Annotated in this window: 14 protein-coding genes; 8 read left to right on the top strand and 6 right to left on the bottom strand. The window is 68.1% G+C overall.

Annotated elements, in window-relative coordinates:
* Positions 1-79: 79 nt before the first annotated feature.
* The gene (locus tag ACY466_RS19350; RefSeq protein WP_463248074.1) at positions 80-2038 is read right to left on the bottom strand and encodes a M13 family metallopeptidase; all 1959 of its coding nucleotides are present in this window, start codon (positions 2036-2038) and stop codon (positions 80-82) included.
* Between the two features lie 65 nt (positions 2039-2103).
* Here ACY466_RS19350 and ACY466_RS19345 point away from each other — a divergent pair, with 65 nt between their 5' ends.
* On the top strand, positions 2104-3495 hold the full coding sequence (locus ACY466_RS19345) for a maltokinase N-terminal cap-like domain-containing protein (RefSeq protein ID WP_463248071.1): 1392 nt from the start codon (positions 2104-2106) through the stop codon (positions 3493-3495).
* A 2-nt stretch (positions 3496-3497) separates the two neighbouring features.
* Positions 3498-4298, top strand: coding sequence for a putative protein N(5)-glutamine methyltransferase (locus ACY466_RS19340; RefSeq protein ID WP_463248068.1), 801 nt, complete (start codon positions 3498-3500; stop codon positions 4296-4298).
* On the opposite strand, the gene ACY466_RS19335 is transcribed toward ACY466_RS19340, so the two are convergent.
* Positions 4277-4531, bottom strand: coding sequence for a hypothetical protein (locus tag ACY466_RS19335; RefSeq protein ID WP_463248065.1), 255 nt, complete (start codon positions 4529-4531; stop codon positions 4277-4279). The two genes, ACY466_RS19340 and ACY466_RS19335, sit on opposite strands and share 22 nt — an antisense overlap.
* Before the next feature lie 156 nt (positions 4532-4687).
* Between ACY466_RS19335 and ACY466_RS19330 the strand changes: the two genes are divergently transcribed.
* The 4 genes from ACY466_RS19330 to ACY466_RS19315 all read left to right on the top strand — a co-directional run bounded on the left by ACY466_RS19330 (position 4688) and on the right by ACY466_RS19315 (position 9003).
* A complete protein-coding gene (locus ACY466_RS19330) occupies positions 4688-5626 on the top strand; it encodes a carbohydrate ABC transporter permease (protein WP_463248062.1) in 939 nt (312 codons plus the stop codon).
* Positions 5623-6519: a carbohydrate ABC transporter permease gene (locus tag ACY466_RS19325; protein WP_463248060.1), complete on the top strand. Its 897-nt coding sequence runs from the start codon at positions 5623-5625 to the stop codon at positions 6517-6519. Before ACY466_RS19330 ends, ACY466_RS19325 begins: the two co-directional genes overlap by 4 nt.
* A gap of 63 nt (positions 6520-6582) precedes the next feature.
* Complete coding sequence (locus tag ACY466_RS19320; protein WP_463248057.1) at positions 6583-7905, top strand: ABC transporter substrate-binding protein; 1323 nt, start codon at positions 6583-6585, stop codon at positions 7903-7905.
* Between the two features lie 15 nt (positions 7906-7920).
* Positions 7921-9003 (top strand): ABC transporter ATP-binding protein, encoded by a 1083-nt coding sequence (locus tag ACY466_RS19315; RefSeq protein ID WP_463248053.1) that lies wholly within the window; start codon positions 7921-7923, stop codon positions 9001-9003.
* 13 nt (positions 9004-9016) lie between these two features.
* Here ACY466_RS19315 and ACY466_RS19310 read toward each other — a convergent pair whose 3' ends face one another.
* Positions 9017-9946, bottom strand: coding sequence for a pirin family protein (locus ACY466_RS19310; protein WP_463248049.1), 930 nt, complete (start codon positions 9944-9946; stop codon positions 9017-9019).
* Positions 9947-10043: 97 nt separating this feature from the next.
* On the bottom strand, positions 10044-10754 hold the full coding sequence (locus tag ACY466_RS19305; RefSeq protein ID WP_463248047.1) for a dienelactone hydrolase family protein: 711 nt from the start codon (positions 10752-10754) through the stop codon (positions 10044-10046).
* A 91-nt stretch (positions 10755-10845) separates the two neighbouring features.
* Here ACY466_RS19305 and ACY466_RS19300 point away from each other — a divergent pair, with 91 nt between their 5' ends.
* Positions 10846-11148 (top strand): hypothetical protein, encoded by a 303-nt coding sequence (locus tag ACY466_RS19300; protein ID WP_463248045.1) that lies wholly within the window; start codon positions 10846-10848, stop codon positions 11146-11148.
* 21 nt (positions 11149-11169) lie between these two features.
* On the opposite strand, the gene ACY466_RS19295 is transcribed toward ACY466_RS19300, so the two are convergent.
* Both ACY466_RS19295 and ACY466_RS19290 read right to left on the bottom strand, forming a co-directional pair.
* The gene (locus ACY466_RS19295; RefSeq protein ID WP_463248042.1) at positions 11170-11970 is read right to left on the bottom strand and encodes a UbiA family prenyltransferase; all 801 of its coding nucleotides are present in this window, start codon (positions 11968-11970) and stop codon (positions 11170-11172) included.
* A 13-nt stretch (positions 11971-11983) separates the two neighbouring features.
* Positions 11984-13363: an NAD(P)/FAD-dependent oxidoreductase gene (locus ACY466_RS19290; protein ID WP_463248038.1), complete on the bottom strand. Its 1380-nt coding sequence runs from the start codon at positions 13361-13363 to the stop codon at positions 11984-11986.
* A 109-nt stretch (positions 13364-13472) separates the two neighbouring features.
* On the opposite strand from ACY466_RS19290, the gene ACY466_RS19285 reads away from it, so the two are divergent.
* On the top strand, positions 13473-14210 hold the full coding sequence (locus tag ACY466_RS19285) for a lysophospholipid acyltransferase family protein (RefSeq protein WP_463248034.1): 738 nt from the start codon (positions 13473-13475) through the stop codon (positions 14208-14210).
* Positions 14211-14227 lie beyond the last annotated feature (17 nt).

Genomic DNA, 14227 nt, shown 5'->3' with positions numbered 1-14227 from the left:
CGGCCCATAGTGCCCACATCGCCGACGCGGATGCAGCGAAACCGTCAGACGCCGTGGATCGTACAGTCTGCGCGGCCGATCACCAGATGCGGACCCGTTCCGCCGGGTCGAGGTACAGCGCGTCCGACTCGGTGACGTCGAAGGCGTCGTGGAAGCTGTCGAGGTTGCGCACCACGCCGTTGCAGCGGAACTCGGGCGGGGAGTGCGGGTCGATGGACAACCGCCGGATGGCCTCGGCGTCGCGGGCCTTGGTGCGCCAGACCTGGGCCCAGCCGAAGAACACCCGCTGCAGGCCGGTGAGACCGTCCAGCACGGGCGCGTCGGATCCTTCCAGCGAGATGCGGTAGGCCTCCACCGCGATGGACAGCCCGCCCAGGTCGCCGATGTTCTCGCCGATGGTGAACTTGCCGTTGACGTGGTGGCCGGGCAGCGCCTTGGGCTCGAAGGTGTCGTACTGCTCGATCAGTGCGGTGGTGCGCTTGCCGAATTCGGTGCGGTCGCTGTCGGTCCACCAGTCCACGAGGTTGCCGTCGCCGTCGTACTTCGCTCCCTGATCGTCGAAGCCGTGCCCGATCTCGTGGCCGATGACCGCACCGATACCGCCGTAGTTCGCGGCGTCGTCCGCGTCGGGATCGAAGAACGGGGGCTGGAGGATCGCCGCGGGGAAGACGATCTCGTTCATGCCCGGGTTGTAATAGGCGTTGACCGTCTGCGGGGTCATGAACCACTCGCCGCGGTCCACCGGCCCACCGAGCTTGTCCAGATCGCGCTGGTACTCGGTCTCGTAGCCGCGGCGGTAGTTGCCCACCAGGTCACCGACGTCGATGGTGAGTGCGGAGTAGTCCCGCCACGTGTCCGGGTAGCCGATCTTGGGTGTGAACTTGCCGAGCTTGTCCAACGCCTTCGTCCGGGTCTCCGGGCTCATCCACTCGAGGTCGGTGATGTTGCGGCGGTACGCCTCGACCAGGTTGGCCACGAGTTCCTGCATGCGGGCGCGAGAGTCGGACGGGAAGTGCTTGTCCACGTACAGCTTTCCGACGGCCTCGCCGAGGAGATCCTGTACCAGGGACACGCCGCGCTTCCACCGCTCCCGGTTGGACTCCGTACCGGTGAGGGTGCGGCCGTAGAAGTCGAAGTTCTCGTCGACGAGGTCGGACGACAGATACGGGGCGCGGGAGTGCAGGATGCGCCACGACGCCCACGCCTTCCACGCGTCGAGGTCGCGCTCGGCCCACAGCGCCGCGAAATCGGTGACGAAGCTCGGTTGCCGCACCACGACCTCCGCGAAGTCCTCGGCCGACGAGCCCAGGCCGTCGATCCACGCGTCCCAATCGAAGTCGGGGTTGTCCGAGCGCAACGACTCGAGAGTCGTCAGGTTGTAGGAAAGATCGGCGTCGCGGCGCTTCACCACGTCCCAGTGTCCGGCGGCGAGGGCGGTCTCGAGGTCCATGACCGTCGACGCCGAGAAGGGCAGACCGGCGAGGGAGAACATCTTCTCGATGTGCGCCACGTACTTCGTGCGGATCTCGGCGTGGTCGTCCTCGCGGTAGTAGGACTCGTCGGGCAGACCGATTCCGGACTGGGCGAAGTACATCACGTAGCGATCCGACTGCTTGGAGTCGGTGTTCACGTAGTGGCCGACGGCGCCGCCCACGCCGGTGCGCTGCAGCGATCCGAGCACCCGGGCGAGCGCGGACCGATCCGGGGCGTCGGCGACGACCGCGAGCTCGGACGCGATGGGATCGGTGCCCGCGGCGTCGGCCGCGTCGGAATCGAGGAAGCTCGAGTACAGGTCACCGATCTTGGCGGCGTCGGACCCGGGCTCGGGGTTCGAGGCGGCCGCGTCCTGGATGATCTCGCGCACGTGCTGCTCCGCACGGTCGTAGAGGGTGCGGAACGCGCCGTCCACCGCACGATCGGCAGGAATGTCGTATTCCGCCAACCAGCGGCCGTTGACGTGTTCGAAGAGATCGTCCTGAGCTCGCGTCGACTCGTCGACATAGGTGAGGTCGAGGCCGGAGTGTGCTGCGGAAGTCATGCACCCGATGGTAAGCGGCGCCCACGACACGCGTACTCACGGCGGTACGGGGTATAACGCAGGACATGGACACTCCCGACGCTTCCTCCGTCCACCCGTCCGTCACCGACGGTGCTCTCGGTGACGCCGCCCTCGCCGCGGCATTGGAGCCCTGGTTGCCGCAGCAGCGCTGGTTCTCCGCCAAGGGCACCGCGATCACCGGTGTTCGCGTCCTGTCCCGCGAGACGCTCGCCGCGTCCCCCGATCTGCGTGTCGACCACGTTCTGGTGTCCGTCGGACTCGAGGGCGCGCCCGAGCAGATCTACCAGGTCCCGCTCGGAATTCGCGACAGCGTCGGGCACGATCTCGAGGCGTGGGTGGTGCCCGGCTTCGACGGCGTCGTGGTGTACGACGGTCTGCGCGACCCGGAGGTCATCTCGGTGTACGCCGATCTGTTCGCGACCGGTGGCTCGGGGGACGTGCGCTTTCTCGCCGTTCCGGGCAGCGACATGCGGACCGGCCTGCGCGGCCGGGTACTGGGCGCCGAGCAGTCCAACACCTCCGTGATCCTGGGGGATGCGCTGCTGCTCAAAATTTTCCGTCGCGTGACGGTGGGCATCAATCCCGACGTCGAGCTGCACCGCGCGCTCGGCGAGGCCGACTGCCGGTACGTCGCACCCCTGCAGGGCTGGATGGAGATCGACATCGACGGCGTTCCGACGACGCTGTCCATGGCGCAGGACTTCGTGGCGGGATCGGCCGAGGGGTGGACCACGGCGCTGGAGACGGTGACGCGGGTGCTCGCATCGGGCGACGTGGAATCGGCCGACTTCGCGCCGGATTCCCGAGAGCTCGGCAAGGCCGTGGCCGAGGTGCACGCCGATCTCGCCCGCGTTCTGGGAACGTCGACGACGCCCGCCGCGCAGACCGTGACCGCGATCGGCGACCGGGTGGAGTCCGCGGTGTCCGTGGTCCCCGAGCTCGCGGATCACCTGGAGCGCATTCGGGCGTTGATCGGTACCGCTGCGGATTCCGGTGATGCCGTCGCCCAGCGCATCCACGGCGATCTGCACCTGGGGCAGGTGCTGCGGACGGACAGCGGGTGGGTGCTGATCGATTTCGAGGGCGAACCGTCGAAGTCGTTCGAGGACCGGCGGACCCCGGACAGCGCGTTGCGCGACGTCGCGGGCATGTTGCGGTCCTTCGACTACGCCGCGCGCAGTCAGGTCGTGGACATCGCCGATCCCGACGCGCGGGCGGCGGCGGAACCGGTGGCCCGCCAGTGGGTCGAGCGCAACGCCCGGGCCTTCCTGGAAGGGTACGCCGAGGTGGCCGGTGTCGATCCGCGGGACCACCCCGCGCTGCTGCAGGCGTACGAGCTGGACAAGGCGGTGTACGAAGCGGTGTACGAGGCGCGCAACCGCCCGGGGTGGTTGACGATCCCGATGCACGCGATCGAACGGCTGACGACGCGGTAACCGTGGAGTTTCCGGAGGTCGTCGCGGCACTCCGAGCGGCGGGCTGCGTCTACGCGGAGGACGAGGCGGCCCTGCTGTGCGACGAGGCCGCGTTGCTGTGCGACGAGGCGGGCGGCCCGGATCGCCTGCGGCGCTGGGTCACTCGCCGGGTGGCCGGTGAACCGCTCGAGGTGATCCTGGGGTGGGCCGAGTTCTACGGGCTGCGCATCGCGATCTCCCCGGGAGTATTCGTCCCGCGTCGGCGCACCGAGGCGATCGTCGACGTGGCCGCCGGCCTGGTGACACCGGGTGCGGTGATGCTCGATCTCTGTTGCGGATCGGGTGCCGTCGCGGCCGCCCTCGGTCACCGCATTCCGGGCCTGACGGTCCTGGCTTCGGACATCGACCCGGTGGCCGTGGCCTGCGCGACGCGGAACCTGCCGGGGCACAGCGTGTTCGAGAGCGATCTGTTCGACGCGGTGCCGGCGCGGTGGCGAGGGCGGCTGGACGTGATCACCGCGAACACCCCGTACGTACCGACATCGGCGTTGGCGACCATGCCGCCCGAGGCCCGCGACCACGAGCCACCGGTGACCCTCGACGGGGGCGGTGACGGCCTGGACATCCAGCGCCGGGTGGCCGCCGAGGTGGGGCAGTGGCTGCGCCCCGGCGGATCGCTGATCGTGGAGACATCCGCGGCGCAGGCGGACACGGCGGTGTCGGTGATGACCGACGCGGGTCTGGTGGCGCGGGTCGTGACCGACGACGAGCGGGATGCGACGGTGGTGGTGGGAACGGCCGGTCAGGGGCCGGTCAGGACGTAGACCGCGGTGGCGACGGCGGCGCTGCCCAGTACGGCGGCGGTGATCGACCTGCTCGTTCGGCAGCGACGTCCCGTGAGCAGCAGGGCCCCGGTCACGACGCCGATACCTGCGGCCACGGCGAACAGCAGGTTGAACGCCTGATCCAGGTCGAACGCGAATCGTCCGATGAACGCGACGACCACGACCGTGGCGGCGGGGACGAACACTCCCCATTCGGAAGCTCTGTCGGACACGACGGCACCCTCCCTCGACATTCGGTTCGCTCCTCCTGTGTAGCAAACCCTGTGTAGCAAACCCCGTGTACCGAACCCCGACTGCACACCGACCCGCTACGCCCGCGTCGCCGATCGTTCACCATCCGTCTTCCAGGGCTGGGCAGAGTGCCGTCGGTGAGACCCAGTCCCCAACGGACGCTGCCCGAACCGTCACCGGCGCAGCGCACCTTCCTCGGCCGACCGTGGCGCGACTACGCGCTGTTCGCGGTTCTCGTGGGACCGAACCTGATCCTTCTGGGTGTGTTCACCTACCGGCCGCTGGTGGACAACATCCGCATCTCGTTCTTCTCGTGGAACATCAGCTCCCCGACGTCGACGTTCATCGGTCTCGCGAACTACCGCGAGTGGTGGGGTCGGAGCGACACGTGGCAGATCGTGTCGAACACGGTGATCTTCACCGTGGCCGCCGTGGTCGGCAGCATGCTGCTCGGGTTGATCCTGGCGATGCTGTTGGACCGAAAACTCCGGGGCCGCAACCTGGTCCGATCGGCCGTGTTCGCGCCGTTCGTGATCTCGGGCGCGGCGATCGGCGTGGCCTTCCAGTTCGTCTTCGACCCGAACTTCGGGTTGATCCAGGATCTCGTGCGCCGCGTCGGGCTCGACGGCGTGCCCGATTTCTATCAGAGCCCCGGCTGGGCCCTGTTCATGATCACCACCACGTACCTGTGGAAGAACCTGGGGTACGCCTTCGTCATCTATCTCGCTGCGCTGCAGGGTCTTCGGCAGGACCTGACGGAAGCCGCCGCGATCGACGGCGCGAGCCGGTGGACCACGTTCCGCAAGGTCACCCTGCCGCAACTGCGGCCCACCACGTTCTTCCTGTCGATCACCGTCATGCTCAATTCGCTCCAGGTGTTCGACATCATCAACGTGATGACGCGCGGTGGGCCGTTGGGCACGGGCACCACGACCATGGTCTACCAGGTCTATCAGGAGTCGTTCCGCAATTTCCGGGCCGGCTACGGCGCCACCGTCGCCACCATCATGTTCCTGGTCCTGCTGGTGATCACGGTTCTGCAGGTGCGCGTGATGGACCGAGGAGACAACCGATGACCGCGCTGCAGACCCGGACCGCCACCGCCGAACCCGGCAAGGCACCCCTGACCGCGCGGGAGACCGCACGGCGCCGTCGACTGTCCACCGTGTTCGGCTACTGCGCGATGGCGGTGGTGATCGTGATGATCGGTCTGCCGCTGTTCTGGATCGTCCTGACCTCGTTCAAGGAACGCGGCGACATCTATCTGCAGCCGGCCGTCTGGTGGCCCGAGGTGTTCCGCCCGGAGAACTACGTCGACGCCACCAACACGGTCCCGTTCTTCTCCTACTTCCGGAACTCGGTGATCATCACCGGCATCCTGGCCGTCGTGAAGTTCTCGCTGGGGGTGTTCAGCGCGTACGGGCTGGTCTTCCTGCGGTTCCCCGGAAAGAACCTCGTGTTCCTGCTCATCATCGCCGCGCTGATGGTCCCCAACCAGATCACGGTGATCTCGAACTACGCCCTCATCGCCGAACTCGGGTGGCGCAACACCTACCAGGGCATCATCTTTCCCCTCGCCGGAGTGGCGTTCGGGACCTTCCTCATGCGCAACCACTTCCTGTCCATTCCTCGCGAGATCGTCGAAGCGGCGCGCATGGACGGCGCGGGTCACCTTCGCCTGCTGTTCCGCGTGGTGCTGCCGCTCTCGGGGCCCACGATGATCGCGTTCGCGACGATCACCGTGGTGAACGAATGGAACGAGTACCTGTGGCCGTTCCTCATGTCCGACGACGCGTCGGTCGCGCCCCTGCCCGTCGGTTTGACGCAGCTGCAGAACAACGACGGTGTGACCAACTGGGGGCCGGTCATGGCCGGAACCGTGATGACGATGCTGCCGATCCTCGTCGTCTTCCTGGTGCTGCAACGGCACATGATCAAGGGCTTGACCTCCGGCGCCGTCAAGGGCTGAACCCAGCGTTTCCCCGATCCATCGACCGCTTCGACCTCATCGACAACGACAAGGGAGCATCACATGTACTCGGTTTCTCGCCGCGGTTTTCTCGGAATCGGTGGCGCCCTCGCCGCCGGTGCGGCCCTGACCGCCTGCGCGGGAACGGGATCCGGTTCCGGAGGCGGTTCGCAGTCTTCCGCGGACGCGAACACCATCACCTTCTGGTCCTCACACCCGGGCAGCTCGCGCGATCAGGAGAACGAGCTCATCTCGCGCTTCCAGGCCGCGAACCCGGATCTGACCGTTCAACTGGTCAGCAGTGGTGCGAACTACGAGGAGGTCGCGCAGAAGTTCAACGCGTCCCTCTCGGGCGGTGAACTGCCCGACGTGGTGTTGTTGTCGGACGTCTGGTGGTTCAACTTCGCACTGCTGGGAGCGATCTCGCCGCTCGACGACCTGTTCTCCGAGGCAGGCGTCGACGTGAACGACTACGTGGATTCCCTCGTGCAGGACTACAACTGGAACGAGTCCACCTGGGCGCTTCCGTACGCCCGGTCGACGCCGCTGTTCTACTACAACAGGGAGAACTGGTCCGCCGCCGGACTCCCCGACCGCGGCCCGGCCACCTGGCAGGAGTTCGACGAGTGGGGTCCCGAGCTGCAACGCGTGGTGGGCAACGGCCGCCTCGCGCACGGCTGGGGTAACGCCACCGACTACCTGGGGTGGACGTACGAGGGACCGATCTGGACCTTCGGCGGAGCGTACTCCGACGAGTTCGACCTGAAGTTCACCGACGAACGCACCATCACCGCCGGAAACTTCCTGCGGGACATGATTCACACCAAGCGCTACGCGGCGGTGTCCAACGACATCGCCAACGATTTCGGGGCCGGTCTGCTCGCGTCGACCATCGCCTCCACCGGTGATCTCTCGGGTATCACCGCGGCGGCCCGATTCGACTTCGGAACGGCCTTCCTCCCGGCCGAGCCCGGGACGCCCGGATGTCCCACCGGTGGTGCGGGTCTCGCGATTCCGGCGAACATCGATGACGCTCGCAAGATCAATGCGCTCCGGTTCATCGATTTCGTCACCAACGCGGAGAACACGTCGTACTTCTCCCAGAACGTCGGCTACATGCCGGTACGCAAGTCCGCGCAGGCGGATCCGAGCCAGGTGGCGTTCCTCGAGGCGAACCCCAACGCGCGGACCGCGGTGGACCAGCTCTCGCGGACCCGGTCGCAGGACTACGCCCGCGTGTTCGTCCCCGGCGGCGACCAGATCATCGGAACCGGCCTGGAGCAGATCGCCCTCCAGAACGCCGATGTGGCCACCACGTTCGCGGGTGTGCAGGACCAGTTGCAGCAGATCATCGATCGTCAGATCACCCCGAACCTGCCCCAGTAAGGACGCGCGTACCTCATGGCCTCCGTCGATTTCGTCGGTATCACCCACCGCTATCCGGGTGCTCCCACCCCGTCCGTGACCTCGCTCGATCTCGAGATCGCGGACGGGGAGTTCCTGGTTCTCGTCGGCCCGTCCGGCTGTGGCAAGTCCACCAGTCTGCGCATGCTCGCGGGTCTCGAGGCGGTGGAGAGCGGTCACATCGCCATCGGGGGGAAGGACGTCACGGGCCTGGAACCGAAGGCGCGGGACGTGGCCATGGTGTTCCAGAACTACGCGCTGTATCCCAACATGACCGTGGCCGACAACATGGGGTTCGCACTGCGGAACGCGGGAATGAGCAAGGCGGACACCGCGGTCCGGGTGAAGGAAGCGGCTGCGATGCTCGAACTCGAACCACTTCTGGATCGCCGCCCGGGCAAGCTCTCCGGTGGCCAACGGCAGCGGGTGGCGATGGGACGGGCGATCGTGCGCCGACCCGAGGTGTTCTGCATGGACGAACCGCTGTCCAATCTCGATGCGAAGTTGCGGGTGAGCACCCGGTCGCAGATCGCCGGGCTGCAGCGGCGGCTCGGCACCACCACCGTCTACGTCACCCACGACCAGGTCGAGGCGATGACCATGGGTGACCGGGTGGCGGTGATGCTCGGCGGCGAGCTGCAGCAGGTCGCGACTCCCCGTGAGCTGTACGCGAATCCGATCAACGATTTCGTCGCGTCGTTCGTGGGCTCACCGGCGATGAACCTCCTCGAGACGGACGTGGTGGACGGTCACGCCGTTCTCGACGGGCTCCGGCTGCGTGTCCCGCGGGACCACACGGGACGGATCGTGGTCGGTATCCGGCCCGAGAGTTGGGAACTGGTGGGCGAATCCGAGCCCGACGCGGTGGAGCTGACGGCGGAGTTGGCCGAGGAACTGGGCGCCGAATCGTTCGTGTACTCGGTGGGGAACCCCACCGCCGGTTGGACCGCGCGCGGAGGTCGAGTGGTGGTGAGGGTCGATCGCCGCACCGTGGTCGAGAGTGGTCAGCGACTGCGGGTGCGGCCGGCCTCGGACGAAGTGTTCTTCTTCGACGCCGAGACCGGCCTGCGCCTGCGGTAGTGCGGCCAGGGGGTCAGATGCGGCCGAACCGGCCCCGCTGGTAGTCCTCGAATGCCTGCATGACCTCGGCCTTGGTGTTCATGACGAACGGACCGGCCATGGCGAGCGGTTCGCGGATGGGCTCGCCGCCGAGGACGAACATCTCGAGCGGCCTGCCGGAGTCGGCCGCGGCGAAGGTGACGGTGTCACCCTTGCCGTAGACGGTGGTCTGCCCCATCGTCACCGGCCGACGCTCGGCTCCTGCGGTGCCGCGACCGGCGAGGACGTACGCGATCGCGTTGTATCGCGGATTCCACGGCAGCGTCACCGACGCGCCCGGGGCCACGGTCACGTGCGAGAGCGTGATGGGGGTGTGCGTCGAGCCGGGGCCGGCGTGACCGGCCATCTCGCCGGCGATGATGCGCACCAGGGCGCCCCCGTCGGTGCTCGAGAGCAGCGCCACCTCGCCACCGGTGATGTCCTGGTAGCGCGGGGCGGCCATCTTGTTGTCGCGCGGCAGGTTGACCCACAGCTGCACACCGTGGAACAGCCCACCCGAGACCACGAGGTGCTCGGGAGGGGCCTCGATGTGCAGGATGCCGCTACCGGCCGTCATCCACTGGGTGTCGCCGCCGGTGATGGAACCACCGCCGCCGTGCGAGTCCTGGTGGTCCATGATGCCGTCGATCATGTAGGTGACGGTCTCGAACCCACGGTGCGGATGCCACGACGTGCCCTTGGGCTCGCCGGGCGCGTAGTCGACCTCGCCCATCTGGTCCATGTGGATGAACGGATCCAGGTGGGCCATGTCCACCCCGGCGAAGGCGCGTCGCACGGGAAACCCCTCGCCCTCATAGCCGGTGGGTGCGGTGGTGACGGATCGGATCGGACGGTCGATCGCGGACGCGTCGGGCGCGGCGATCCGGGGGAGGGCGAGAACGTTGTCGACGGTCACAGCGGGCATCGAGGACTCCTGGGGCCTGGTGGTCGAGGTATCGGGTAGTTGACGTATCAACTACCTGTCGGGCACAACCGTCGCGGAGACGCCGTTGTTCCCCGCGTCAGACCGGACGCGTCGCGCTCGCGCCGCCCACGGCGTCCACGTGCAGATCGAACCACTCGAGGGTCCGTGACCAGGCGTCGAACGCAGCCCGTTCGTTGTAGACGGCCGGCCTGTCGTTGCAGTGGAAGCCGTGGTCACCGTCCGGGTAGCGCGCGATCCGCGTGTCGACCTCGGCCTGCTGCACCGCGGCGAGGAGCGAGTCGACCTGATCCGTCGGGATTCCCTCGTCGAGGTCGCCGAAGAATCCGTGCCACGGGGTGCGAAGGTTCCGCGCACCCTCGAGCAGGGGTGGGTATCCGAACCGGCCCTCGGCGATCCCGCCGCCGTAGAACGTCGCCGCGGCGCCGACCGGTCGGCGCACCGCCGTCTGGAAGGCGACCGTGCCGCCCATGCAGAACCCCACGATCGCGCTCTGCGACGGACCGAAGCCGTAGCCGCCGAGTTCTTCGAAAGCCGCGTCGATGTCCTGATCGACCTCCTCGGCCTTCAGTTCACCGATGAGTTTCATGGCGGTCGGGAGATCGTCGTAGTCGACGACCGGGTCGCCGGACCGGTGGAAGAGGTGCGGAGCGGTCGCGATCCAGCCGGCCGAGGAGAAACGGCCACAGACCTCGGCGATGTGGTTCGTGACGCCGAACGCCTCCTGGACGACGACGACCCCGCCGCGAATCGGACCCTCGGGTACACGCGTGGTGAAGGAAACAGTCATGATTCATCACAGCACATGTGGCTGAGGGCCTGATGTGTGGAACAGCCCCGCGCGGGGAACAGAGCACCAGGGGATTTGCCAGGAGGCTGCAGTGACGACAACAGACGCGACATCCACCGGTTCGACGGTGGGAAGTTCCGCGGAACCGAAGGCGGGCGCGGCCGCACTCGAGGTGGGCGCCCGGGTGCGCACCAAGCACTCGCTGGACCGGTCGGCCGCGCCGGACGACATGGTCTGGGAGTCCGGTTCCATCGTCGAGGACTTCGCGAGCGAGCTCGACTCGTCGGAGATCGGCCGGGACTGGGGGCTCGCCCACCGCTGGGGCGTCGCTCTCGACAACGGCTGCCTGGTGTTCCGCGACTCGGACGACCTCGAGGCGCTCGGCTCGTCCTGACCGACGGCGCCCGGACGCGGGTCACGCCGAGGTCAACAGCACCAGAATGTTGATCGCGGCGATGCCGATGGCGGCGCGGAACGGCGTGCGCCCTCGTCCGACCACCGCGGCCGCCGCCAGCGCGAACACCATGGCCAGAGCGACCAGCGAGATCGCGTCCACGCCCCGTCCGCGGACGACCCCCACGACGGACGCGACGGTCATCGCGCCTGCGGCCGTGGGCGCGATGACGGATGCCGGCAGCCGATGTGCGAGCCCCCGAATACCCGTGGCGGCGTCGTCGGCCATGTCGGGAAGAACGTTGACCAGATGCGCCCCGAAGCCGAGCAGCGCGCCGACCAGCACCATCCACGGCGGCGGCAGCGCGCCTGACACCGTCAGCTGCACCACCACCGGCAGCGTGCCGAACGCCACCGAGTAGGGCAGCCACGACAGGACGGTCGACTTGAGGACCAGGTTGTAGGCGAGCGCGAACCCCACGCCCAGCACGAGGTGCAGGGTCCCCGGCAGCAGCCCGCACAGCATCGAGGCGATCACACAGACTGTCCCGGCGACCCCGACGCTTCGTCGCACCAGCGACGGGGAGAGTGCGCCGGTCGCGAGGGGCTTGTCGGTGCGTCCCGAGGCGCGATCGCGATGGCGGTCGAGAAGATCGTTCGTCCACCCCACCACCAGCTGACCGCTGAGCACCGCGACGGCGACGAGCACCACCGTCGGCGCCTCCACGGGGTCCGAGAAACGGACGGCGAGCGCGGTCGCGAAGGTGGTGACCGCCGCGGCGGGACCCGGATGGGACGCCGCGAGCAGCGATCGCACGGTCACCGGGCGCCGGCGATCAGCTCGCGCGGACTCGCTCGTCGTCCGCCCGGTTCTCGCGCTCGCGTCGCGCGTCTTCGAGGACCACGAGTTTGCCGAAGGTGGTGCGGGCGTGGGTCTGCTGGTGCGTGACCGTCAACTGGCTGCGGGACCGACCGACGAAGGTCCACATCCAGGAGAGCACCGTCGTCAGGCGGGACTTGAACCCCACGATGTAGACGAGGTGCACGGCCAGCCACATGAGCCAGGCGAGAAAACCGGTGAGCTCGACCGGACCCACCTGTGCGACGGCGGAGAACCGCGAGACCGTCGCCATGCTGCCCTTGTCCTTGTAGTGGAACGGCTTTCGGGTACGGGCCGGGTCGGAGAGTTCGGCCCGGATCTGCTTCGCGGCGTATCGGCCGCCCTGGATCGCGACCTGCGCTACTCCGGGAAGTGTGTCGAGGGCCATCATGTCGCCGACGACGAACACCTCGGGGTGCCCCGGCAGCGTCAGGTCAGGCTGGACCAGAACCCTTCCGGCGCGGTCGATCTCGGCTCCGGACTTCTCGGCGAGCAGAGCGGCGAGCGGGCTGGCGGCCACACCCGCGGACCACACCTTGCACGACGCCTCGATGCGCCGCTCGGTGCCGTCGGAGTCCTTCACCGAAAGGCCGTGGGCGTCGACGTCGATGACGGACGCGCCCAGCTGCACGTCGACCCCGAGGCGCTCGAGCGTGCGTCGTGCGTTCTCTCCGAGAGAATCGGCGAAGGGCGGCAACACCTTCGGGGCCGCATCGAGCAGCACGACGCGCGCGTCGCGGCTGTCGATCGTGCGGAAGGTGCCGGCCAGGGTGCGTCGGGACAGCTCGGCGATCTGGCCCGCCATCTCGACGCCGGTGGGTCCCGCGCCGACCACGACGAAGGTGAGGAGCCGGGCCCGCTCCACCGGGTCGGTGGTCAGCTCGGCCGCATCGAATGCGCTCATGATGCGACCGCGCAGCTCGAGCGCGTCGTCCAGGGTCTTCATGCCGGGGGCGAACTCGGCGAAACGATCGTTGCCGAAGTAGGACTGGCCGGCGCCGGCGGCGACGATCAGGCTGTCGTACGGCGTCACGGTGGTGCGGCCGCGGTGCACGGACACCAGGCTCTTCGCGTCGAGATCGACGTCGGTCACGTCACCGAGGACGACGGCCGCGTTGGCCTGGTCCTTGAGGATCAGCCGGGTCGACGGGGCGATCTCGCCCTCGGACAGGATGCCGGTCGCCACCTGGTAGAGCAGCGGCTGGAACAGGTGGTGCGCGGTCCTCGCCACCAGGGTGACGTCCACGTCCGCGCGGCGGAGGGCCTTGGCGGCGAAGAGGCCACCGAAACCCGAACCGACGACGACGACGCGGTGCGGTGTACGGGTCTCGTCCACTGTGCCTCGTTCCGTCCGATCGACAAGCTGTTGTGATTCAGACCATACACGGTGCGCGCCATTTGTCAGAACAAAGTTGGAGGTAGGTACCCCCGCTTACCATTCCCTCATGGAACGCCCCGCGGTCACGCTCGAGAACTACGACGACGTCTACGCCTACTACCAGCAGCACCAGCAGAATCGGCGGGTCGCGCGGTTGGCGTACAGCGTCCTCGCCACACGGTTCCGCCCGCGCGTGCGCTACGCCGAGGGGGCCCGCGAGAAGCTGCGCGAGCTGATCTACGACGACACCCGGTTGCTCATCGCGGTCAACCACGTCAGCCAGACCGATCCGTACACGGTGGCCGCCGCCGCCTGGAACAGCGCGCTGCGACCGGTCATCGGCCGTACCCGGGTTCTGGCCAAGGACGAACTCTTCGCCGACGCCAAGCAACGCCGGCGCATCGAGATGATGGGCGGCATTCCGGTGTTCCGCGGAAAGAACCACGGACTTCGCGCGGTCAGCGAAGCCGGCATGCGGATGATGGACGTGTGCGCCGACCGAGTGGCGGGCGGCGACGACATCGCGATCTTCCCCGAGGGAACCTGCAACGAGGGCGACCCCCGCACGCTCCAACACGTGGGCAGCGGCATCGGGCACATCGCGAAGCGGGCCCGAGCGAAGGGCATCGAGCCGCGGCTGGTGCTGATGGGCCTGAACTACGGACCGCCGCCGGGAAAGTACCGCGGGGCCAGCGTCTACCTCGACGTGTACGAGGGCGAACTGCCCGACAAGCCCATGGCCTACGCGCGCGTGGTGGCCGAACGACTCCAGGTGGCGGTGGATCGCGCCGTGCGCATGTACTGAGCCGGTCGGTTCGGGCG

The sequence above is a fragment of the Rhodococcus sp. K11/5 genome (assembly GCF_055193735.1).
This window is presented reverse-complemented; position numbering and strand designations above follow the sequence as displayed.